Origin of the sequence: Streptomyces sp. SDT5-1 (assembly GCF_052245995.1) — a bacterium.
Classification (GTDB): Bacteria; Actinomycetota; Actinomycetes; order Streptomycetales; family Streptomycetaceae; genus Streptomyces.
Genome location: NZ_CM125963.1, coordinates 3,531,619 through 3,551,467 on the forward strand (window position 1 = coordinate 3,531,619; position 19,849 = coordinate 3,551,467).

22 protein-coding genes are annotated in these 19,849 nt (G+C 69.7%); 9 read left to right on the forward strand and 13 right to left on the reverse strand.

Annotation, left to right across the window (positions count from 1 at the left end):
* The first annotated feature begins 33 nt into the window (after nucleotides 1–33).
* Nucleotides 34–336, forward strand: coding sequence for a GroES family chaperonin (locus ACTWJ8_RS16405; RefSeq protein WP_326015685.1), 303 nt, complete (start codon nucleotides 34–36; stop codon nucleotides 334–336).
* 68 nt (nucleotides 337–404) lie between these two features.
* On the opposite strand, the gene ACTWJ8_RS16410 is transcribed toward ACTWJ8_RS16405, so the two are convergent.
* Nucleotides 405–2,678 carry a transglycosylase domain-containing protein gene (locus tag ACTWJ8_RS16410; protein WP_356376321.1) on the reverse strand — a complete coding sequence of 758 codons (2,274 nt, stop codon included), beginning with the start codon at nucleotides 2,676–2,678 and terminating at the stop codon, nucleotides 405–407.
* A gap of 167 nt (nucleotides 2,679–2,845) precedes the next feature.
* Here ACTWJ8_RS16410 and ACTWJ8_RS16415 point away from each other — a divergent pair, with 167 nt between their 5' ends.
* From ACTWJ8_RS16415 to ACTWJ8_RS16430, 4 genes are read left to right on the forward strand one after another with little or no spacing between them, the layout of a single operon-like run.
* A complete protein-coding gene (locus ACTWJ8_RS16415) occupies nucleotides 2,846–3,649 on the forward strand; it encodes an ABC transporter permease (protein ID WP_356376318.1) in 804 nt (267 codons plus the stop codon).
* A 49-nt stretch (nucleotides 3,650–3,698) separates the two neighbouring features.
* Nucleotides 3,699–4,463, forward strand: a complete 765-nt coding sequence (locus tag ACTWJ8_RS16420) for an ABC transporter permease (protein WP_443264909.1) — start codon at nucleotides 3,699–3,701, stop codon at nucleotides 4,461–4,463.
* A 1-nt stretch (nucleotide 4,464) separates the two neighbouring features.
* Complete coding sequence (locus tag ACTWJ8_RS16425) at nucleotides 4,465–5,457, forward strand: ABC transporter ATP-binding protein (RefSeq protein WP_356376315.1); 993 nt, start codon at nucleotides 4,465–4,467, stop codon at nucleotides 5,455–5,457.
* 25 nt (nucleotides 5,458–5,482) lie between these two features.
* Nucleotides 5,483–6,160 (forward strand): DUF1707 SHOCT-like domain-containing protein, encoded by a 678-nt coding sequence (locus ACTWJ8_RS16430; RefSeq protein WP_356376312.1) that lies wholly within the window; start codon nucleotides 5,483–5,485, stop codon nucleotides 6,158–6,160.
* Nucleotides 6,161–7,030: 870 nt separating this feature from the next.
* Here the strand turns inward: ACTWJ8_RS16430 and rdgB are convergent.
* The 4 genes from rdgB to ACTWJ8_RS16450 all read right to left on the reverse strand — a co-directional run bounded on the left by rdgB (nucleotide 7,031) and on the right by ACTWJ8_RS16450 (nucleotide 9,246).
* On the reverse strand, nucleotides 7,031–7,636 hold the full coding sequence (rdgB, locus tag ACTWJ8_RS16435; RefSeq protein ID WP_356376309.1) for an RdgB/HAM1 family non-canonical purine NTP pyrophosphatase: 606 nt from the start codon (nucleotides 7,634–7,636) through the stop codon (nucleotides 7,031–7,033).
* Nucleotides 7,637–7,661: 25 nt separating this feature from the next.
* Complete coding sequence (locus ACTWJ8_RS16440) at nucleotides 7,662–8,054, reverse strand: hypothetical protein (RefSeq protein ID WP_443264278.1); 393 nt, start codon at nucleotides 8,052–8,054, stop codon at nucleotides 7,662–7,664.
* Between the two features lie 144 nt (nucleotides 8,055–8,198).
* A complete protein-coding gene (gene rph, locus ACTWJ8_RS16445) occupies nucleotides 8,199–8,933 on the reverse strand; it encodes a ribonuclease PH (RefSeq protein WP_356376303.1) in 735 nt (244 codons plus the stop codon).
* Between the two features lie 79 nt (nucleotides 8,934–9,012).
* Nucleotides 9,013–9,246, reverse strand: coding sequence for a PTS glucose/sucrose transporter subunit IIB (locus tag ACTWJ8_RS16450; RefSeq protein WP_356376300.1), 234 nt, complete (start codon nucleotides 9,244–9,246; stop codon nucleotides 9,013–9,015).
* 200 nt (nucleotides 9,247–9,446) lie between these two features.
* On the opposite strand from ACTWJ8_RS16450, the gene ACTWJ8_RS16455 reads away from it, so the two are divergent.
* Nucleotides 9,447–10,730 (forward strand): PTS transporter subunit EIIC, encoded by a 1,284-nt coding sequence (locus ACTWJ8_RS16455; protein WP_443264279.1) that lies wholly within the window; start codon nucleotides 9,447–9,449, stop codon nucleotides 10,728–10,730.
* Between the two features lie 154 nt (nucleotides 10,731–10,884).
* A complete protein-coding gene (locus tag ACTWJ8_RS16460; protein WP_356376294.1) occupies nucleotides 10,885–12,135 on the forward strand; it encodes a PTS transporter subunit EIIC in 1,251 nt (416 codons plus the stop codon).
* A gap of 92 nt (nucleotides 12,136–12,227) precedes the next feature.
* On the opposite strand, the gene ACTWJ8_RS16465 is transcribed toward ACTWJ8_RS16460, so the two are convergent.
* On the reverse strand, nucleotides 12,228–12,980 hold the full coding sequence (locus tag ACTWJ8_RS16465; RefSeq protein WP_356376291.1) for an MBL fold metallo-hydrolase: 753 nt from the start codon (nucleotides 12,978–12,980) through the stop codon (nucleotides 12,228–12,230).
* Between the two features lie 211 nt (nucleotides 12,981–13,191).
* Between ACTWJ8_RS16465 and ACTWJ8_RS16470 the strand changes: the two genes are divergently transcribed.
* Nucleotides 13,192–13,635, forward strand: a complete 444-nt coding sequence (locus ACTWJ8_RS16470; RefSeq protein ID WP_356376288.1) for a type II toxin-antitoxin system PemK/MazF family toxin — start codon at nucleotides 13,192–13,194, stop codon at nucleotides 13,633–13,635.
* Between the two features lie 38 nt (nucleotides 13,636–13,673).
* Here the strand turns inward: ACTWJ8_RS16470 and ACTWJ8_RS16475 are convergent, their stop codons facing one another.
* From ACTWJ8_RS16475 to clpS, 7 genes are all read right to left on the reverse strand, one after another.
* Nucleotides 13,674–14,624 carry a PLP-dependent cysteine synthase family protein gene (locus ACTWJ8_RS16475; RefSeq protein ID WP_356376285.1) on the reverse strand — a complete coding sequence of 317 codons (951 nt, stop codon included), beginning with the start codon at nucleotides 14,622–14,624 and terminating at the stop codon, nucleotides 13,674–13,676.
* Nucleotides 14,625–14,632: 8 nt separating this feature from the next.
* Complete coding sequence (locus tag ACTWJ8_RS16480; protein ID WP_356376282.1) at nucleotides 14,633–14,911, reverse strand: MoaD/ThiS family protein; 279 nt, start codon at nucleotides 14,909–14,911, stop codon at nucleotides 14,633–14,635.
* Between the two features lie 95 nt (nucleotides 14,912–15,006).
* The gene (locus ACTWJ8_RS16485) at nucleotides 15,007–15,108 is read right to left on the reverse strand and encodes a putative leader peptide (RefSeq protein WP_317453331.1); all 102 of its coding nucleotides are present in this window, start codon (nucleotides 15,106–15,108) and stop codon (nucleotides 15,007–15,009) included.
* Between the two features lie 80 nt (nucleotides 15,109–15,188).
* On the reverse strand, nucleotides 15,189–15,605 hold the full coding sequence (locus ACTWJ8_RS16490) for a M67 family metallopeptidase (protein ID WP_356376279.1): 417 nt from the start codon (nucleotides 15,603–15,605) through the stop codon (nucleotides 15,189–15,191).
* A 76-nt stretch (nucleotides 15,606–15,681) separates the two neighbouring features.
* A complete protein-coding gene (locus ACTWJ8_RS16495; RefSeq protein ID WP_356376276.1) occupies nucleotides 15,682–17,118 on the reverse strand; it encodes an amino acid permease in 1,437 nt (478 codons plus the stop codon).
* Between the two features lie 332 nt (nucleotides 17,119–17,450).
* A complete protein-coding gene (locus ACTWJ8_RS16500) occupies nucleotides 17,451–18,056 on the reverse strand; it encodes a DUF2017 domain-containing protein (RefSeq protein ID WP_356376273.1) in 606 nt (201 codons plus the stop codon).
* 10 nt (nucleotides 18,057–18,066) lie between these two features.
* On the reverse strand, nucleotides 18,067–18,384 hold the full coding sequence (clpS, locus tag ACTWJ8_RS16505; RefSeq protein ID WP_356376271.1) for an ATP-dependent Clp protease adapter ClpS: 318 nt from the start codon (nucleotides 18,382–18,384) through the stop codon (nucleotides 18,067–18,069).
* A gap of 80 nt (nucleotides 18,385–18,464) precedes the next feature.
* On the opposite strand from clpS, the gene ACTWJ8_RS16510 reads away from it, so the two are divergent.
* Nucleotides 18,465–19,793 (forward strand): nicotinate phosphoribosyltransferase, encoded by a 1,329-nt coding sequence (locus ACTWJ8_RS16510; protein ID WP_443264280.1) that lies wholly within the window; start codon nucleotides 18,465–18,467, stop codon nucleotides 19,791–19,793.
* Nucleotides 19,794–19,849: the final 56 nt, after the last annotated feature.

Consider the following 19,849-nt stretch of genomic DNA (forward strand, 5'->3'; position numbering starts at 1 on the left):
AGCACCCACCACGACGACAAGCTGCCCATCCGGATGCTGCACGACCGCGTGCTCGTGCGGCAGGACACCTCGGAGGGTGAGCGGCGCAGCGGTGGCGGCATCCTGATTCCCGCGACGGCCGCGGTGGGCAAGCGTCTTGCCTGGGCGGAGGTCGTGGCGGTCGGGCAGAACGTGCGGGCCGTGGAGCCCGGTGACCGGGTGCTCTTCGATCCGGAGGACCGGGCGGAGGTCGAGGTGCGGGGTGTCGCGTACGTGCTGATGCGCGAGCGGGACCTGCACGCGGTGGCGGCCGACCGGTTCGAGGGGTCGGAGGACTCGACGGGCCTGTATCTGTAGCCGACTGTCCATCCCCGACGTGTGAGGGCTGGTGACCGTGGTCACCAGCCCTTTTCAGTTGTCCGGGCTCATGGGGAGCCGAGGGCGCCGAGCGGGTTGACGGCCGTGTCGCCGGGGCTGGGGGAATCGGTGGGTTCCTCGCTGCCGGTCGGTTCCTCGGACGGGGGTGTCTCGCTGGACGGTTCCTCGGACGGGGTCTGCTCGTCCGAGGGTGTCTCGGAGGCGGTGTCGGAGGGCGACTCGGTCGCCGTCTCGGACGCGGTGTCCGAGGTGGAGGGCAGCGGTTCCTCTTCGGCGCCGTTCTGGAGGTCCAGGTCGAAGTCCTTGGCCGGGGTGCCGTCGAGGGCGGCCCGGGTGAACTGGGCCCAGATCTGCGCCGGGTAGCCGCCGCCGTTGATGCGGGGCAGGCCGGTCGCGCCGTAGAGCGGGGTCTGCGCGCCGGAGACCGGGTCCTGGCCCATCACGGAGACGACGGTGGCGAGGTCGGGCGTGTAGCCGGCGAACCAGGCGGCCTTGTCCTCCTCGGCGGTGCCGGTCTTGCCGGCGGCGGGGCGGCCCGCGGCCTTGGCTGCGGTGCCGGTGCCGCCGTCGACGACCGACTTGAGGATCGACGTGGTGGTGTCGGCGGCGGACCGGGGCACGGCCTGCCGGGTCTGCTTCTCGGGCAGGGCGACCTTCTCGCCGTTCTTGCTGATCGAGTCGACGAGGGTGTACGTGCCGTGCTCGCCGTGGTTGGCGAGGGTCGCGTACGCCTCGGTCATGTCGAGGACGGACGCGGTGGACGGGCCGAGGGCGATGGACGGCGAGGCCGTCAGGTCGGGGGTGTCGGAGGGGATGCCGAGGTCGAGGGCGGTCTGCTTGACCTTGTCGGGGCCGACGTCGACGGCCATCTGCGCGTACACCGCGTTCACGGACTTGTCGGTGGCGGTGGAGACGGTGATGTTGCCGTAGGAGCGGTCGTCCTCGTTGGCGGGGGCGTACGCGCCGCCGGACCAGCCCTGCACGGGGCGCTTGTTGGTGCCGTCGTAGATGGTGCTGGGGGTGATGCGGCGGCCGTCCTGGGTCTGCGAGGCGTTCTCGACGGCCGAGGTGAACACGAACGGCTTGAACGTGGAACCGACCTGGTAGTCGCGGCGCGTGGCGTTGTTGACGTACTGCTTCGTGTAGTCGACGCCGCCGTACATGGCGCGGACCTTGCCGTTGGACGGGTCGATGGCGGCGCCGCCCGCGCGGACGTTCTTGTCGATGTCGCGGGAGCCCTTGTCGAGTTTCGACATCAGCTGGTCGTCGACGGCTTTCTTGAAGGCGTCCTGTTTCTTCTTCTGGAGCGTGGTGGTGATGCGGTAGCCGCCGGACGCGAGCGTGTCCTCGTCGAGGATCTTGTTGTCGATGATGTAGTCCTTCACGGCCCGCACGATGTATCCGCGCTGCCCTGAGAGACCCGACGGTGCCTTCGCCTGATCGGGCGTCGGGAACTTCATGTTCTTCCGGTCGGAGGCGTCGAGCCAGCCCTCCTTGACCATTCCGTCGAGGACGTAGTTCCAGCGGGCGGTGGCCGCCGACTTGTTCTCCGGGTGGGCGACCACGTCGTACGCGCTGGGGGCGTTGACCAGGGCCGCGAGATAGGCGCCCTCGGCGGCCGAGAGGTCCTCGACGTCCTTTCCGTAGTACGCCTGGGCGGCGGCCTGGATGCCGTACGCGTTGCGCCCGAAGTAGCTGGTGTTGAGATAGCCCTCGAGGATCTCGTCCTTGGACTTCTCGCGGTCCAGCTTGATGGAGATGAAGAACTCCTTCACCTTCCGGGTGACGGTCTGCTCCTGGCCCAGGTAGTAGTTCTTCACGTACTGCTGGGTGATGGTGGAGCCGGACTGCTTGCCCTTTCCTGTGACCGTGTACCAGGCGGCGCGCAGCATGGCCTGCGGGTCGATCGCGGACTCGGAGTAGAAGTCGCGGTCCTCGGCGGCGAGCACGGCGTGCTGCACGGTCTTGGGGATCTGCGTGAGGCTCACGTTCTCCCGGTTGACCTCGCCGTCGCGGGCGATCTGGTCGCCGTTCGCGTACAGGTACACGTTGCTCTGCGCGGTGGCCGCCGAGTTGGCGGCGGGGATGTCGACGAGGACGTAGCCGAGCGCGAAGAGGCCGACGCACAGCAGGACGAAGCCGATGAGGCCGCCGAGCACCATCCGCCAGGTGGGGATCAGGCGGCGCCAGCCGGTGCGCCTGGGCCGCTTCGGGCGCTTTCCGTCGCCGGCCGCGGCGTCGGTGGAGGGCGCGGTGGCGGGGCCGGTCGTCCCCTCGGACGGCTCCGGCTGTTCGGACGGGTGCGGCTCGTCGCTGCTCATGTCCTGTGGAACTCCTGATCCGCGTCGTACGTCACGTACGCCTCGTATGACACATATGACCACCAAGACTGCTACATGACACCGAAAAACCGTGGCAGGCGACGCGCGGGCTGGCTAGGCTCCTGCGCTTCGGCCCATTCCGGTTCGGCGCGGCGGGGGGAGTCTTCGTGGGAGCGGTGCGGCTGTACGCGACGGTGGCCGCGGGCGGCTTTCGCAGATACGCCACCTATCGCGGGGCGACGCTCGCCGGGGTCTTCACGAACACCGTGTTCGGCCTGATCATCGCGTGCACGTACATCGCGCTGTGGGACGAGCGACCGCACCTGGGCGGGTACGACCAGGCGCAGGCGCTGACGTTCGTGTGGATCGGGCAGGCGATGTTCGCGGTGATGGTGCTCCAGATCGGGGGCGGTTTCGAGACCGATCTGATGGAGCGGATCCGCAGCGGGGACATCGCCGTCGATCTGTACCGTCCGGTGGATCTCCAGTGCTGGTGGCTGGCGCAGGATCTGGGGCGGGCCGCGTTCCAGTTCCTGGGGCGCGGGGTGGTGCCGATGGCCGTGGGGGCGCTGGTCTTCGAACTGGCGCTGCCCGCCGACCCGTTGCGCTGGGTGGCGTTCCTGCTGACGCTGATGGCGGGGGCGACGGTGAGCTTCGCGATCCGCTATCTGGTGGCGCTGTCCGCGTTCTGGCTGCTCGACGGCAGCGGGGTGGTGCAGATGTCGGGGCTGGTGTCGACGTTCCTTTCGGGGATGCTGCTGCCGCTGAACGTGTTCCCGGGCGGCTTCGGCGAGTTCGCCCGCGCGCTGCCGTGGTCGGCGCTGCTCCAGGTGCCGGCGGACGTGCTGCTCGGCGAGCGGGGCGTGGCGGGGGCGCTGCTGTTCCAGGGAGCGTGGGCGGTGGTGCTGCTCGGCGCGGGGCGGCTGCTTCAGGTCGCGGCGGCGCGGAGGGTGGTGGTGCAGGGTGGCTGAGCGGGGTGTGGTCGCGGAGGCGGCACGGACGTACCGGCTGGTCGGCGGGATGTGGATCAGGTCGACGATGGCGTACCGGGCGTCGTTCCTGATGACGGCGTTCGGGAACTTCGCGGTGACCGGCCTGGAGTTCGTCGGGATCCTGCTGATGTTCACCCAGGTGGACCGGCTCGGCGGCTACGGGCTGCCGGAGATCGCGTTCCTGTACGGGGCGGCGGGCACCTCGTTCGGGCTCGCCGACCTGGCGTTCGGCTCGGTGGGGCGGCTCGGGCAGCGGGTGCGGGACGGGACGCTCGACACGTTCCTGGTGCGGCCCGCGCCGGTGCTCGCGCAGGTGGCGGCGGACCGGTTCGCGCTGCGCAGGCTGGGGCGGGTGACGCAGGGCGTGGTGGTGCTCGGGTACGGGGTCGCGGCGGTCGACGTGGCGTGGACGCCGCTGAAGGTGCTCCTCGTGCCGGTCCTGGTGGTGAGCGGCGCGGCGATCTTCGCGGCGGTGTTCGTCGGGGGCGCGGCGTTCCAGATCGTGGCGCAGGACGCGTCGGAGGTGCAGAACGCGGCGACGTTCGGGGGCAACGCGATGCTCAGCTACCCGCCGACGGTGTTCGGGGACGCGCTGCTGCGCGGTGTCACGTTCGTGCTGCCGCTGGCGTTCGTGAACTGGCTGCCCGGCCTCTACATACTGGGCCGCCCCTATCCGCTCGACCTGCCGCGGTGGGTGGCGTTCGCGCCGCCTCTGGTCGCGGCGGGGTGCATGGCTCTCGCGCTGTTCGCCTGGCGGGCGGCGCTCCGTACGTATCGCAGCACGGGGAGTTGACGTGGAAGTGGCACCGGCCGGCGACGAGTTCATCCGGCTTGACGGCGTCGAGAAGGTCTTCGACGTGCGGCGCAAGACGGGGTTCATGCGGCGGGAGCGGCGCCGGGTGCGGGCCGTGGACGCGCTCAGCTTCACGGTGCGGCGCGGCGAGATGGTCGGGTACATCGGGCCGAACGGCGCGGGCAAGTCGACGACGATCAAGATGCTGACCGGCATCCTCACGCCGAGCGGCGGCCGTCTCCGCGTCGCCGGCATCGACCCCTCACGCGAACGGGCGCGGCTCGCCCGGCGCATGGGCGTGGTGTTCGGGCAGCGGACGACGCTGTGGTGGGACCTGCCGCTGATCGACTCGTACCGCCTGATGCGCCGCATGTACCGCATCGAGGAGGGTCGCTACGAGGAGAACCTGGCCCGCTGTGTCGAACTCCTGGAACTGGGCGACCTGTTGGAGACGCCGGTACGTCAGCTGTCGCTCGGGCAGCGGATGCGCGGGGACATCGCGGCGGCGCTCCTGCACGACCCGGAGGTGCTGTACCTGGACGAGCCGACGATCGGCCTCGACGTGGTGTCGAAGGTCAAAGTGCGGGAATTCCTGCGGAACTTGAACGCCGAGCACGGCACCACGGTCCTCCTCACGACGCACGACCTGACCGACATCGAGCAGCTGTGCCGCCGGGTGATGGTCATCGACCACGGGCGACTCATGTACGACGGCGAGCTGGAGGGCCTGCACGGGGTGGGCGGCGCGGCGGCGGAGCGGACGCTCGTCGTCGACCTGGAGCGGGAACTTCCGCCGCTGGACGTGGAGTTCGCGCGGGTCGTGAAGGTGGAGGGGGCGCGGCAGTGGCTGGCGTTCCCCGCGGGGCAGTCGGCGGCGCCGCTCGTCGCCGGGATCGCGGAACGGTATCCGCTCGTCGACCTCTCGGTGCGGGAGCCCGACATCGAGGCGGTCATCGCGCGGATGTATGCGCGGGACACGTCCGTAGCGCCGTGACGGCGACCTTCGTACGCTGACTGGCATGACGGACGAATCCGGCCTCCCGAGGCCCTCCGCCGAGTCCCAGCCCGAACTGCGCGCGTCCGACGCCGACCGTGAACGGGTCGCCGAGCGGCTGCGGGACGCCCTCGCGGAGGGGCGGCTCGACATGGAGGAGTTCGGGGAGCGGCTCGACGCGGTGTATCAGGCGCGTACGTACGGGGAGTTGGCGCCGCTCACGAAGGACCTGCCGGTGGTGAGCTTCGTGAAGGAGCCGCTGCCGGAGGGGGCCGTCGACTGGAGCGCGCGGATCCGGGGCGAGGCGACGTCCACGTGGGGCGTGGGGGTGATGTCCGGGTTCCAGCGCAAGGGTCGGTGGACGGTGCCGCGGCGGTTCAACTGTTTCGCGTTCTGGGGTGGCGGTGAGCTCGATCTGCGCGAGGCGGACTTCGAGGCGCGCGAGGTCGTGATCAACTGCGTGGCGCTCATGGGTGGCATGAACGTCGTCGTGCCGCCGGGCGTGGAGGTCGTGGTGCGCGGCATCGGCATCATGGGCGGCTTCGACCACAACCAGGAGGGCGTCCCCGGCGACCCGGGGGCGCCGCGCGTGGTCATCACGGGGTTCGCGTTCTGGGGCGGGGTGGGGGTGGAGCGCAAGCTGACGCGGGCGCAGAAGCGCGACCTCAAGGCGTCCCGCCGGCGCGGGCGGCTGGACGGCTGAGCTCCGCTCGGACTGGGGGTGTGGTGGCGGTCGACCGGGGGCGGTTGGGGTTGGCCGGGGTGGGGTGGCGTTGCTGGAGCGGGGTCGGCGCCTGCCGTGCCGCAGAACCCACAACGTGCGACTCCCGGGAGCCGAAACCAGCGCGGGTTTCGCCCCCGCTCATCTCCCAGCCGCCCTCTCCGAGGCCGTCGTCCGGGGCCGTTGAGGTTGGCCGACATGGCGTGACGCTACGGAGACGGGGGGGCGCCGCCTGCCACACCGCGGGGCCCGCAACATGCGGCTCCCGGGAGCCGAAACCAGCACGGTTCTCTCTCCCCCGGCCATCTCCCACCCACCCGCCCCCTCCGGGGGCGTCGGCCCCACGGGGTTGCGCCCTGGGGCTCCGCCCCAGACCCCGCTGCTCAATCGCCGCAGGGGCTTGATCTTGCCCAGCTTCCCGGACCGTGTCCGGTAACCGTTGAACGGCGCTCAGCGCCCGGTACTGGCCGCAGCAACGCCCCGGCACCGGGCCTGCCACGTCCGACCCACCGCCCCAGTGCAGCCCGCGACTCACGGGGGCCGAGCCCCTGGAGGGGGCGGGTGGGTGGGAGATTGGGCGGGTTCCGGGGCAGAGCCCCGCAGGGCCTGGGGCAGAGCACCGCAGGAGAGACGTGAGGCGTTGTCGCCCGGTGCGGATGAGGGCCCCGGCGCCGGGCGCTCAGCGGCCAACCCACGGCTTCAGCGCGGCCCGTCACCCCCGGGGCCCCGGAGGGCCGGGCGGGGCGGTGCAGGCGGGTGGATCGAGCCCCTGCGGCGATTGAGCAGCGGGGGCCGGGCGGGGCCCCGTGGCGTGAGAGCCGGTGGCCGTTGGCAGACGTGAGGCGGATGGACCTAGCCCAAGAGGTCCTGGATGGCCGGGACGAGGGCGCGGAAGGCCTTGCCGCGGTGGGAGATCGCGTTCTTCTCGGCCGCCGTGAGCTCCGCCGCGGTACGGGTGTCCCCCTCGACCTGAAGGATCGGGTCGTAGCCGAAACCGCCCGACCCCGCCGGGGCGTGCCGCAGGACGCCCCGGAGCTGCCCCTCCACCACCCGCTCCGTCCCGTCGGGAAGCGCGAGCGCCGCCGCACACGCGAAGTGGGCGCCACGGTGGACGTCGTCGTCGATGTCGGAGAGCTGCGCGAGCAGCAGGTCCAGGTTCGCCTTGTCGTCGCCGTGCTTTCCGGCCCAGCGGGCGGAGAAGATACCGGGCGCGCCCCCGAGGACGTCGACGCAGAGCCCGGAGTCGTCGGCGACGGCCGGAAGCCCGGTGGCCTTCGCGAGGGCGTGCGCCTTGAGCAGCGCGTTCTCGGCGAAGGTCACACCGGTCTCGCGGACGTCCGGCACCTCGGGGTACGCGTCGGCGCCGACCAGCTCGTGGGGCAGTCCGGCGTCGGCGAGGATGGAGCGGAGTTCGACGATCTTGCCGTTGTTACGGGTGGCGAGGATGAGGCGGGTCATGCCACCCAGTGTTCCAGGCGCCCCGCTACGACGACGTGCAGACCTTCGTCAGCTCGCCCGCGGCGTCGGTGACGGGGGTGACGTCGGGCGTCTCGTCCCCGTTCCTGATCGACGTACGGACGTTGTCCACCGCCTTGTTGAGGTCGTCGACGGCCTTGGACACATCCGCGTTGTCGGTCTTGTCGCCGATGGCGTCGAGGTTCTTGTCGATCTTGTCGAGCGACTCGTCGGCCTGCGTCGGATCGTTGGACGCGTTCTCCACGGCCTGCTGGAGGTCGGTCACGCTGTCGGCGATGGAGTCGGCGGTGCGGGCACAGTCGAGTGCCTTGTCGACGGCCGAGCAGCCGACAGTGACCGGGATCGCGACGAGCGCCGCGGTGGCGGCCAGGAGGGCGATACGGCGGTGGCGCGCGGGCATGGAAGGGTCCTCCCCCTGAAGTACGGACGGCGGACGGCCGTTGGTGTCGTTCGCCGTCCGCCCACCCGTAGTGACGCAGTCGGTGGCTGTGCGGTTGCTGTGCCCGGCCACCCTACTTGGGGAGTTCTTTACCTCCGCAAGCCGTTATCCGAGGGTCTCCTCGAGCGCCTTGCGCTGGATCGCCGCCAGCTCGTCGCAGCCCGCGACGGCCAGGTCGAGCAGGGAGTTGAGCTCGTCCCGGGCGAACGGCTCGGCCTCGGCGGTGCCCTGGATCTCGACGAAGCGGCCGTCGCCGGTGCACACGACGTTCATGTCGGTGTCGGCGCGCACATCCTCCTCGTAGGGGAGGTCGAGCATCGGCACGCCGTCGATGATGCCGACGGAGACCGCGCTCACGGACCCGGTCAGCGGCTTGCGGCCGGCCTTGATGATCTTCTTGCCCTGGGCCCACGCCACGGCGTCGGCGAGCGCCACGTACGCGCCGGTGATGGCGGCCGTACGCGTACCGCCGTCGGCCTGGAGGACGTCGCAGTCGAGGACGATCGTGTTCTCGCCGAGGGCCTTGTAGTCGATGACGGCGCGCAGCGAACGGCCGATGAGCCGGCTGATCTCGTGCGTGCGGCCGCCGATCTTCCCGCGCACGGCCTCGCGGTCGCCGCGGGTGTTCGTGGAGCGCGGCAGCATCGAGTACTCGGCGGTGACCCAGCCCTCTCCGCTGCCCTTGCGCCAGCGCGGGACGCCCTCAGTGAAGGAGGCGGTGCAGAAGACCTTGGTGTCTCCGAAGGAGACGAGGACGGAGCCTTCGGCGTGCTTGCTCCACCCTCGTTCGATGGTGATCGGGCGGAGCTGTTCGGGGGTGCGGCCGTCGATGCGAGACATGGGCACGAGCGTATCCGGTACGCCGAAGGCCCCGCCCCCGGCGTCGGGGGCGGGGCCTTCGGCGGCGGACCTCAGTGGGTCACATCATGTCTTCGATGTCGGCGGCGATGGGGTCGGCGTCGGTGCCGATGACGACCTGGATCGCGGTGCCCATCTTGACGACGCCGTGGGCGCCGGCGGCCTTCAGGGCGGCCTCGTCGACCAGGGCCGGGTCGACGACCTCGGTGCGCAGGCGGGTGATGCAGCCCTCGACCTCTTCGATGTTGTCGAGCCCGCCGAGGCCGGCGACGATCTTCTCAGCCTTCGTGGCCATTTCGTTCTCCCTGTGTTCTCCGGGCCCGCCTTTGGGCCGCTTTGTCACGGTAACCCACGGTTGGCCCATCTTCGCGAGCGGTGATCCCGCCCGTGACGAAAGATGACGAGCAACGGACCGACCCGTCCCCGTAACTGGTCTACACCAGTAGCCAGACTATCCGACGCCCGCCCACCGTGGTTTGTTCCTGGAGGACGCCCATGAGCGCCAATGCCGCTGCCGCGCCGAGGCCGAGCCCCTGGAGGAATTTCTTCCAGGGGCTCCAGAAAATGGGGCGCAGCCTCCAGCTCCCCATCGCGGTGCTTCCCGCGGCCGGCATCGTCAACCGTCTCGGGCAGCCCGATGTCTTCGGCGACGACGGCCTCGGCTGGACCAATGTCGCCAAGGTCTTCTCGGGTGCGGGCGGCGCGCTGCTCGACGCCGACCTCGGCCTGCCGCTGCTCTTCTGCATCGGTGTCGCGATCGGCATGGCCAAGAAGGCGGACGGGTCGACGGCCCTCGCGGCGGTGGCGGGATTCCTCGTCTACCGGGGCGTGCTGCACCAGTTCCCGATCGACTGCCCGGCCGGGTCGAAGACGGTGGCGACGGGCTGTCTGGCGGACGGGGCGGTGACCGCGGCGACGTACCAGAACCCCGGCGTGTTCGGCGGCATCATCATGGGGTTCCTGGCCTCGTTCTTCTGGGTCCGCTATCACCGCACCAAGCTGGTCTCCTGGCTCGGCTTCTTCAACGGCCGCCGGCTCGTCCCGATCATCATGGCCTTCGTCGGCATCGTCTTCGCGGCGCTGTGCCTGTGGATCTGGCCCGCGATCGGTGACGCGCTGGAGAGCTTCTCGAACTGGCTGGAGAGCCTGGGCGCCATCGGCTCCGGCATCTTCGGTGTCGCCAACCGCGCGCTGCTCGTGATCGGCCTGCACCAGTTCCTCAACGTCCCGCTGTGGTTCCAGTTCGGCTCGTACACGAAGCCCGACGGCACGACCGTGCACGGCGACATCAACATGTTCCTGAGCGGCGACCCGAGCGCGGGCATCTATCAGTCGGGCTTCTTCCCGATCATGATGTTCGCCCTCCCCGCGGCCTGTCTCGCGATGGTGCACTGCGCGCGGCCGGAGCGGCGCAAGGCGATCGCGGGCATGATGCTGTCGCTCGCGCTGACCTCGTTCGTCACCGGTATCACCGAGCCGATCGAGTACTCCTTCGTCTTCATCGCCCCGGCGCTGTACGCGGTGCACGCGGTGCTCACAGGTGTGTCGATGGCGGTGACCTGGGCGCTCGGCGTCAAGGACGGCTTCAGCTTCTCCGCGGGACTGATCGACTACTTGATCAACTGGAATCTGGCCACGAAGCCATGGATGATCATTCCGATCGGCCTCGTCTTCGCCGCCCTCTATTACGTGATCTTCCGTTTCGCGATCACGAAATGGGACATCAAGACTCCGGGGCGCGAGCCCGAGGAAGAGGTCGAGGACATCACCAAGGCATAACGCTTTTCGGCTCGGTCGCGAAGGGCCCCCGGACCACTCGGTCCGGGGGCCCTTTGGTGCGGGAATCGAGGGTTCCTTATCCCGCCTTCACCGTGCTACAACAGGTCTACACCACTGAGTGGTGTAGACCATCTGCTTTTCATGGAGGAAGTTGATGAGCACCGCCAGCGCTACGGCGGCCCCCGCGAAGAAGCGGGGATCCGGCCTGTTCCAGGGCCTCCAAAAGGTGGGCCGCAGCCTGCAGTTGCCGATCGCGGTGCTCCCTGCCGCCGGCATCATGGTGCGGCTCGGCGCCGACGACGTCTTCGGCAAGGACGGTCTGGGCTGGGGCACGGTCGCCACGGTCTTCGCCAACGCCGGTTCGGCGATCACCGACAACCTGCCCATTCTGTTCTGCATAGGCGTCGCCATCGGCTTCGCCAAGAAGTCCGATGGCTCGACGGCGCTCGCCGCCCTCGTCGGCTTCCTCGTCTACAACAAGGTCCTCGAGGCGTTCCCGGTCCACGAGGCCGTCGTCAAGAAGGGCGAGGACGTCGCCGCCGTCTACAACAACCCCGGTGTCCTCGGCGGCATCATCATGGGTCTGCTGGCGGCCGTGATCTGGCAGAAGTACCACCGCACCAAGCTGGTCGACTGGCTCGGCTTCTTCAACGGCCGCCGCCTCGTCCCGATCATCATGGCCTTCGTCGGCATCGTGGTCGGCGTCTTCTTCGGCCTGATCTGGGAGCCCATCGGCGACGGCATCACCAGCTTCGCGGAGTGGATGACCGGCCTCGGCGCCGGCGGCTCGGCCCTCTTCGGCCTGATCAACCGCGGCCTGATCCCGATCGGCATGCACCAGTTCGTCAACACGGTGGCCTGGTTCCAGCTCGGCGACTACACCAAGCCCGACGGCTCCGTCGTGCACGGCGACATCACCCGCTTCCTCGCGGGCGACCCGTCGGCCGGCATGTACCAGTCCGGCTTCTTCCCGATCATGATGTTCGGCCTGCCGGCCGCCGCCATCGCCATCGCGCACTGCGCGCGCCCCGAGCGCCGCAAGGCCGTGATGGGCATGATGGTCTCGCTCGCGCTGACCTCGTTCGTCACCGGTGTGACCGAGCCGATCGAGTTCACGTTCATGTTCATCGCGCCGCTGCTGTACGTGCTGCACGCGATCCTGACGGCCATCTCCATGGCGATCACCTGGGCCCTCGGCGTGCACGCCGGCTTCAACTTCTCGGCGGGCTTCATCGACTACGCCCTGAACTGGAACCTCGCGACCAAGCCCTGGCTGATCATCCCGATCGGCCTGGTCATGGCGGCCCTCTACTACGTGGTGTTCCGCTTCGCGATCACCAAGTTCAACCTCACCACCCCGGGCCGCGAGCCCGAGGAGGAGGTCGAGGACCTCACGAAGGCGTGAGCCCCTCCCCCGTACGCGAAGGGGCCCCGGAACCACTGCGGTTCCGGGGCCCCTTCGCGTGTGCCGTGCGGCTCGCGGAGCGGGTACGTCGCTCAGAGCGTGTACGTGCGTCCGGGCGCGGCCAGGTCGACAGGACCGTCGTACACCGCGCGCGCGTCCGCCAGGTTCACCTGCGGGTCGGTCCACGGCGGGATGTGCGTCAGGACGAGCTTGCGGGTGCCCGCGCGCTGCGCCGACTCCCCCGCCTCCCGGCCGTTGAGGTGCAGGGCCGGGATGTTCTCCTTGCCGTCCGTGAACGCGGCCTCGCACAGGAACAGGTCGCTGTCCTCGGCGAGTTCGTCCAGCGCGGCGCACGGCCCGGTGTCCCCGGAGTACGTCAGGGAGCGGCCCTCGTGCTCGACCCGGATCGCGTACGACTCCACCGGGTGGCAGACCTTCTCCATGCGGACGGAGAAGGGCCCGATCTCGTACGAGCCCGGCTTCACGGTGTGGAAGTCGAAGACCTCGCTGAACGCGGAGGCCGAGGGCGCGTCCGCGTGCGCGGTGGTCAGCCGCTGCTCGGTGCCCTCGGGGCCGTAGACGGGGATCGGGGCGCAACGGCCGCCGTCGTGGCGGTAGTAGCGCACGACGAAGTACGCGCACATGTCGATGCAGTGGTCCGCGTGCAGATGCGAGAGGAAGATCGCGTCGAGGTCGTACAGACCGATGTGGCGCTGCAACTCGCCCAGGGCGCCATTGCCCATGTCGAGGAGCAGCCGGAAGCCGTCGGCCTCGACGAGGTAGCTCGAGCAGGCCGAATCCGCGGACGGGAACGACCCCGAGCAGCCGACGACGGTGAGCTTCATAAGAGCCTTCAACCTCCGCGCTGGCGGTCGGAAATGCGTGGATGGAGCCATGGGCCATGGGCCAAGGGGGTCAGTCGAGCGTAAGGCGCAAAAGGTCGGGTGGCTCCTCCGTCACGGGCCGTTGTGGGCGAACTCACCTGCGCTGTCACCGGTTCGGACGGCTTCCGGTCCGCGTGCGCACCCCTGGCGCCCCACCGGTACCGTCGTCCCTATGGACACGTCCTGGTGGCTCGCGCTCGCTGCCGTCGTGCTGCTCGCGCTCGTCGCGACGCTGGTCGACGGGTGGGGGCGCGGCACGCGCCATCGCCGCCGTGACCGGCACGTACCTCGGGATGCGCACGCGCGGGGGCCCGAGCCCGGCGACATCTGGTGGGCGCTCGTGCCCTACGAGGACGGGCCCGGCGGGAAGGACCGGCCGTGCCTGGTCCTGTCGGTGCGGCGGGGTGTGGCGACCGTCGTCAAGATCACCAGCCGCTATCACGACGAGCGGCCGGGTGTGATCGCGCTGCCGCCGGGGGCCGTGGGCGATGCGCGGGGGCGGGCGAGCTTCCTGGAGACGGACGAGCTGCGCGAGGTCCCCTTGGGCGACTTCCGCCGCCGGGCGGGCGTCATCGATCCCGGTCTCTGGGACCAGGTCCGCCACTTGGGCCACTGAGAAGCCCCTCCGGCGTCGTGCCGGAGGGGCTCAGTTCATCAGGCCCACAGCTGGCCGTGCAGGACCTCGATGGCCTCTTCCGTGGTCGCGGCCGTGTAGACGCCCGTCGACAGGTACTTCCAGCCGCCGTCGGCGACCACGAACACGATGTCGGCGGACTCCCCCGCCTTCACCGCCTTCTTGCCGACGCCGATCGCGGCGTGCAGCGCGGCCCCCGTGGAGACCCCCGCGAAGATGCCCTCCTGCTGGAGGAGGTCGCGCGTGCGGGTCACGGCGTCGGCCGAGCCGACCGAGAACCGGGTCGTGAGCACGGACGCGTCGTACAGCTCGGGCACGAAGCCCTCGTCGAGGTTGCGCAGCCCGTAGACGAGGTCGTCGTAGCGCGGCTCCGCCGCGACGATCTTGACGTCGGGCTTGTGCTCGCGCAGGTACCGGCCGACGCCCATGAGGGTGCCGGTGGTGCCGAGCCCGGCCACGAAGTGCGTCACGGACGGGAGGTCCTCGAGGATCTCGGGGCCCGTCGTGGCGTAGTGCGCGCCCGCGTTGTCCGGGTTGCCGTACTGGTACAGCATCACCCAGTCCGGGTGCTGCTCGGCCAGCTCCTTGGCGATCCGGACCGCCGTGTTCGAGCCGCCCGCCGCGGGCGAGGAGATGATCTCCGCTCCCCACATGGCGAGCAGGTCACGGCGCTCCTGCGAGGTGTTCTCCGGCATGACGCAGACGATCCGGTAGCCCTTGAGGCGGGCGGCCATCGCGAGCGAGATGCCCGTGTTGCCGGAGGTCGGCTCGAGGATGGTGTCCCCGGCCTTGATCCGGCCCTCCTTCTCGGCCTGCTCGATCATGTGGAGCGCGGGGCGGTCCTTGATCGAGCCGGTCGGGTTGCGGTCCTCGAGCTTCGCCCAGATCCGTACGTCGTCGGAGAGCGAGAGCCGCGGCAGGCGCACCAGAGGGGTGTTGCCCACCGCGGCCAGCGGGCTGTCGTAGCGCATGGGCCGGCTCAGCGCATTCCGCCGGCCACGGCCGGCAGGATCGTGATGTTGTCGCCGTCGGCGACCTTGGTGTCGATGCCGTCGAGGAAGCGGACGTCCTCGTCGTTCAGGTACACGTTCACGAACCGGCGCAGCTGGCCGTTGTCCACGATGCGGTCGGCGATGCCCGCGTGCCGCGTGTCCAGGTCGGCGAAGAGCTCGCCGAGGTTGGCGCCGCTGCCCTGGACGGCCTTCTCGCCGTCGGTGTAGGTGCGGAGGATGGTCGGGATGCGGACCTCGATGGCCATGCTGGGCTCCTGTCAGGAGTCGGAAGTCTGGTGGGTGAGCGCGCGGCGGCGCTTCCGTACGGGCCGATGGGCGGCCTGCGGTACGGCGGTGCGGCTCAGCGCGGACAGATGGCGCTGGCGAGGCGGCACAGGTCGACGTGCAGCCGCGCAACGAGCAGCATGCCCGGCGTCTTTTCGCTCACGTCGTGGAAAACCATGGGCTCATCGTATCGATTCCCGTCCCGGATCCCGGAGTGTGATCTCATCATGCGGTCGTTTCGCGTCCGCCGATTGAGATTCAGGCCGTGACCTGGACTTCTTCCTCGGTGATCTCGCCCTCGACGATGCGGAAGGAGCGGAACTGGAAGGGGCCCGCGTCGTCGGTGTCGGCGGTGGAGACGAGGACGTAGTGGGCGTTCGGCTCGTTCGCGTACGTCACGTCGGTGCGCGAGGGATAGGCCTCGGTGGCGGTGTGCGAGTGGTAGATGACGACGGGCTCCTCGTCGCGGTCGTCCATCTCGCGGTAGAGCTTCAGCAGGTCGCCGGAGTCGAACTCGTAGAACGTGGGCGAGCGCGCGGCGTTCAGCATCGGGATGAAGCGCTCGGGGCGGCCCTCGCCGACCGGGCCCGCGATGACGCCGCAGGCCTCGTCGGGGTGGTCCTTGCGGGCGTGCTCGACGATCTGGTCGACCAGGGTCTGGGAAATCTTCAACATGCGGCCAGCATAAGCAAGTGGGCCTCCCCGTACCGGAGTGCGGTACGGGGAGGCCCACTTGGTGAGACGAGGTGCGTCAGCTGCGCTTCGAGAAGGCGGCGGCCTCCGGGTTGCGCTTCTTCAGGATGAAGTACGAGACGCCCAGGATCGCGGCCCACACCGGGGCGGCGTACAGGGAGACGCGCGCGTCCGGGTCGATGCCCATGAGGACGATGACGAGGAAGATGAAGCCGAGCGCGAGGGCGCTGACCCAGACGCCCCAGGGGGCGCGGAACTCGGACTTCGGCAGCTCGCCGCGGTCGGACTTGATCCGGTAGCGGATCTGGCAGATCAGGATGATGATCCAGGCCCACATGCCGGAGATGGTGGCGAAGGAGACGACGTAGTTGAACGCCTCGCCCGGCCACTGGTAGTTGATCCAGACGCCGACCAGCATCATCGCGGCGGAGAACGTGGTGCCGACGACCGGCAGGCCGTTCTTGCTCAGCTTGGTGAAGAACTGCGGGCCCTGGCTGTTCTGCGCGAGGTCGCGCAGCATGCGGCCGGTGGAGTACATGCCCGAGTTGCAGGAGGACAGCGCGGCGGTCAGCACGACGAAGTTGACGATGGCGGCGCCGATGCCGAGGCCCATCTTGTCGAAGGCGTGCACGAAGGGGCTCTCGCCGGCCTTGAAGGAGGTCCACGGCACGACCGAGAGGATCATGATCAGGGCGCCGACGTAGAAGACGGCGATGCGCCACGGCACGGTGTTGATCGCCTTCGGCAGGACCTTCTTGGCGTCCTTGGCCTCACCGGCGGTGACGCCGACGAGCTCGACCGCGAGGAAGGCGAACATCACCATCTGGAGGGTCATCAGCGTCGAGCCGATGCCGTTCTCGCCGGCGAAGAAGCCGCCGAGGTCCCACAGGTGCGTGAGCGACGCGGTGTCACCGGCGTCGGAGAAGCCGATGGTGAGGATGCCGGCGCAGATCAGGATCATGCCGATGATGGCGGTGACCTTGACGGTGGAGAACCAGAACTCGAGCTCACCGAAGAGCTTCACGGAGATCAGGTTGGCGCCGTAGAGGATGACGGTGAAGACCAGTGCGGACACCCATTGCGGGATGTCCCACCAGAAGGTCATGTAGGTGGCCGCCGCGGTGACCTCGGTCATGCCGGTGATGACCCAGAACAGCCAGTACGTCCAGCCGGTCGCGAAGCCCGCGAAGGGGCCGATGAACTCGCGCGCGTACTCCGAGAAGGAGCCGGACACGGGGCGGTACATGAGGAGCTCGCCGAGAGCCCGCATGATGCAGAAGATGACGACGCCGGCGACCGCGTACGCCAGGATCAGGCTGGGCCCCGCCTTGGAGATGCCCTTGCCCGCGCCGAGGAAGAGGCCGGTCCCGATGGCGCCGCCGATGGCGATCATCTGGATCTGGCGGGCCCCGAGTCCTCGCTGATAACCCTCGTCGGACTCGGCCTGCGCGGCCTCATTGCCGTCGTGCTGCTCGTCGACCTGCACTGAGGTCATGGTGTGCGCCTTTCTCCATGCCGATCCGTGCCGTACTCGGCTCGGATCGACTGTGACGATCCTTTGGGGTCAGGGCCCCTGGATGGATGGAGCTTGTGCCTACCGGCGGTCGGCCGGTCGGGGCGCCCCCTGGGAGGACAGGGGTGGCGTCCTTCAGGTGGTCGTGAAGATTTATCACGCGGTTCACGCGGGTTGGCCGAGGCACGTGTGGCGTACGCCACCAGCAAAACCGGACAAAACGATCACCGCGCCGCATTCCAGGGCGGCTCGGTGACGCGATCGTTATACGGATTTGAGGGCCCGCTGAGCGAACAGGACAACCTGACCGAAGGTCAGGGCATCAGGGTCTCGACGAGGGTCTCCTGGAGCCCGCCGAGCCACAGGTACGCCATCACCATCGGCTTGCGCGCGTCGTCGTCGGGGAGCCGGTACAGGAGGTCCGTGTCCTCCTCGGCCGTGATGTCGAGGCGGGTGCCGATCGCGAGCCGCAGATCGTTCAGGGCCCGCATCCACTGGACGGACTCGCTCTGGGACAGCTTGAGCACGGCGCCGCCGTCGCCCGCCGGGCTGAGCGTGTCGAGCGTGCGGATCACGACGAGGGCGTCCTCGCGCTTGCCCGCCCGCAGGTCGTTCTCGGTGAAGCGGCGGAACTCCGAGGAGTGGGCGCGCTGCTCGTCGGCCTCCTCCGGGCTCTCGGCCTCCGCACCGGGACCGCCGTACGCGTCGGGCAGCAGGCGGCGCAGCACCGCGTCGGTGGGCGGTTCGCTGGGGCCCTCGGCGAAGAGCTCCGCGAGCGGGTCGTCGTCCGCCTCGCCTCCCGGGCCCGGCCCGATCAGCTCGAGGAGCTGCACCGCGAGCGAGCGGATGATGGAGATCTCGACGTCGTCGAGGGCGACGGCCGCGCCGCCACCGGGGATCGGTTCGAAATGTCCTGGCATCGGGATGCTGTTACTTCCGATCCTGTTGAAGCGTGGCCCACAGGCCGTATCCGTGCATCGCCTGCACGTCGCGTTCCATCTCCTCACGGGTCCCCGTGGAGACGACAGCCCGGCCCTTCTGGTGCACGTCCATCATGAGTTTGGTGGCCTTGTCCTTGGAGTACCCGAAGTACGTCTGGAAGACATACGTCACGTAGCTCATGAGGTTCACCGGATCGTTGTGGACGAGCGTGATCCATGGCACGTCCGGCTCGGGCACGACGGACGCCTCCTCCGTCGTCTCGGGCCTTTCGATCTCAATGGGTGCTGGGGCCGTCACAGGGCCCATGCTGCCACCACCACCCGCCCCACGCACAAACGGACGCAGAAATCGTCACCTTGACGCTAATCCGGGGTAGCATCCATCCTATGAACACAGCGGACCTTGGCCTGCCGGTGGACGTCCCGTCGACAGCCCTCTTCACGGATCACTACGAGCTGACGATGCTGCAGGCCGCCCTGGCCGCGGGCACCGCCGACCGGCACTCGGTCTTCGAGGTCTACACCCGGCGGCTGCCCGAGGGCCGGCGCTACGGCGTCGTCGCGGGCACCGGGCGCGTCCTGGACGCCGTCGAGAACTTCCGCTTCGACGCGCAGGTGCTCGACTTCCTGCGCGAGCGCGGCGTCGTCGACGAGCCGACGCTCCAGTGGCTCGCGGACTACCGGTTCTCCGGCGACATCTGGGGCTACCCCGAGGGCGAGGTGTACTTCCCCGGCTCCCCCGTCCTGCGCGTCGAGGGCTCCTTCGCCGAGTGCGTGCTCCTGGAGACCGTGATCCTCTCGATCCTCAACCACGACTCGGCGATCGCCGCGGCGGCCTCCCGGATGTCGTCGGCCGCGGGCGACCGGCCGCTGATCGAGATGGGCGCGCGCCGCACGCACGAGCTGGCCGCCGTGGCCGCCTCGCGCGCCGCGTACGTGGGCGGCTTCGCGACGACGTCGGACCTCGCGGCCGGGTTCCGGTACGGGATCCCCACCGTGGGGACGAGCGCGCACGCCTTCACGCTGCTGCACGACTCCGAGCGGGACGCCTTCCGCGCCCAGGTCGACTCGCTCGGCGGCTCGACAACGCTGCTCGTCGACACGTACGACGTGAAGGAGGCCGTCGCGACGGCCGTCGAGATCGCGGGGCCCGAGCTGGGCGCGGTCCGGATCGACTCCGGCGACCTGCTGCTCGTCGCGCACCGGGTGCGGCAGCAGCTGGACGAGCTCGGCGCGAAGAACACCAAGATCGTCGTCACCTCCGACCTCGACGAGTACGCCATCGCCTCGCTCGCCGCCTCCCCCGTCGACGCGTACGGCGTCGGTACGCAGCTGGTGACCGGCTCCGGGCACCCGACGTGCTCGATGGTCTACAAGCTGGTGGCGCGCGCCGACTCCGCCGACCCGAAGGCCCCGCTGGTGCCGGTGGCGAAGAAGGCGGCCGGCGGCAAGACGTCCATCGGGGGCCGCAAGTGGGCGGCCCGCCGCCTCGACGCGGACGGGGTCGCGGAGGCCGAGGTCGTCGGCACCGGGGCCGTCCCGGCGGACCTCGCCGACCGGCAGCTCCTCGTCGAGCTGGTCAAGGGCGGCGAGGTGCTGTCCCGTGAACCGCTCGACGCGGTGCGCGAGCGGCACATCGCGGCGCGCGACGGGCTGCCGCTCTCGGCGACGCAGCTGTCCCGCGGCGAGGCGGTCATTCCGACCGAGTACGTCTGAGGCGCCGCGCTGCCGCGGGGCGCCTCATGCCCTCTCCCGCAACGCACGTGAAGCTT

Bases quoted from the DNA above. Each gene is read 5' to 3' on its own strand.
- ACTWJ8_RS16405 (WP_326015685.1), top strand. From the start codon at position 34: ATGCTGCACGACCGCGTGCTCGTGCGGCAGGACACCTCGGAGGGTGAG.
- ACTWJ8_RS16410 (WP_356376321.1), bottom strand. From the start codon at position 2,678: ATGAGCAGCGACGAGCCGCACCCGTCCGAACAGCCGGAGCCGTCCGAG.
- ACTWJ8_RS16420 (WP_443264909.1), top strand. From the start codon at position 3,699: ATGTGGATCAGGTCGACGATGGCGTACCGGGCGTCGTTCCTGATGACG.
- ACTWJ8_RS16430 (WP_356376312.1), top strand. From the start codon at position 5,483: ATGACGGACGAATCCGGCCTCCCGAGGCCCTCCGCCGAGTCCCAGCCC.
- rdgB (WP_356376309.1), bottom strand. From the start codon at position 7,636: ATGACCCGCCTCATCCTCGCCACCCGTAACAACGGCAAGATCGTCGAA.
- ACTWJ8_RS16440 (WP_443264278.1), bottom strand. From the start codon at position 8,054: ATGCCCGCGCGCCACCGCCGTATCGCCCTCCTGGCCGCCACCGCGGCG.
- rph (WP_356376303.1), bottom strand. From the start codon at position 8,933: ATGTCTCGCATCGACGGCCGCACCCCCGAACAGCTCCGCCCGATCACC.
- ACTWJ8_RS16450 (WP_356376300.1), bottom strand. From the start codon at position 9,246: ATGGCCACGAAGGCTGAGAAGATCGTCGCCGGCCTCGGCGGGCTCGAC.
- ACTWJ8_RS16455 (WP_443264279.1), top strand. From the start codon at position 9,447: ATGAGCGCCAATGCCGCTGCCGCGCCGAGGCCGAGCCCCTGGAGGAAT.
- ACTWJ8_RS16460 (WP_356376294.1), top strand. From the start codon at position 10,885: ATGAGCACCGCCAGCGCTACGGCGGCCCCCGCGAAGAAGCGGGGATCC.
- ACTWJ8_RS16465 (WP_356376291.1), bottom strand. From the start codon at position 12,980: ATGAAGCTCACCGTCGTCGGCTGCTCGGGGTCGTTCCCGTCCGCGGAT.
- ACTWJ8_RS16470 (WP_356376288.1), top strand. From the start codon at position 13,192: ATGGACACGTCCTGGTGGCTCGCGCTCGCTGCCGTCGTGCTGCTCGCG.
- ACTWJ8_RS16475 (WP_356376285.1), bottom strand. From the start codon at position 14,624: ATGCGCTACGACAGCCCGCTGGCCGCGGTGGGCAACACCCCTCTGGTG.
- ACTWJ8_RS16480 (WP_356376282.1), bottom strand. From the start codon at position 14,911: ATGGCCATCGAGGTCCGCATCCCGACCATCCTCCGCACCTACACCGAC.
- ACTWJ8_RS16485 (WP_317453331.1), bottom strand. From the start codon at position 15,108: ATGGTTTTCCACGACGTGAGCGAAAAGACGCCGGGCATGCTGCTCGTT.
- ACTWJ8_RS16490 (WP_356376279.1), bottom strand. From the start codon at position 15,605: ATGTTGAAGATTTCCCAGACCCTGGTCGACCAGATCGTCGAGCACGCC.
- ACTWJ8_RS16495 (WP_356376276.1), bottom strand. From the start codon at position 17,118: ATGACCTCAGTGCAGGTCGACGAGCAGCACGACGGCAATGAGGCCGCG.
- ACTWJ8_RS16500 (WP_356376273.1), bottom strand. From the start codon at position 18,056: ATGCCAGGACATTTCGAACCGATCCCCGGTGGCGGCGCGGCCGTCGCC.
- clpS (WP_356376271.1), bottom strand. From the start codon at position 18,384: ATGGGCCCTGTGACGGCCCCAGCACCCATTGAGATCGAAAGGCCCGAG.
- ACTWJ8_RS16510 (WP_443264280.1), top strand. From the start codon at position 18,465: ATGAACACAGCGGACCTTGGCCTGCCGGTGGACGTCCCGTCGACAGCC.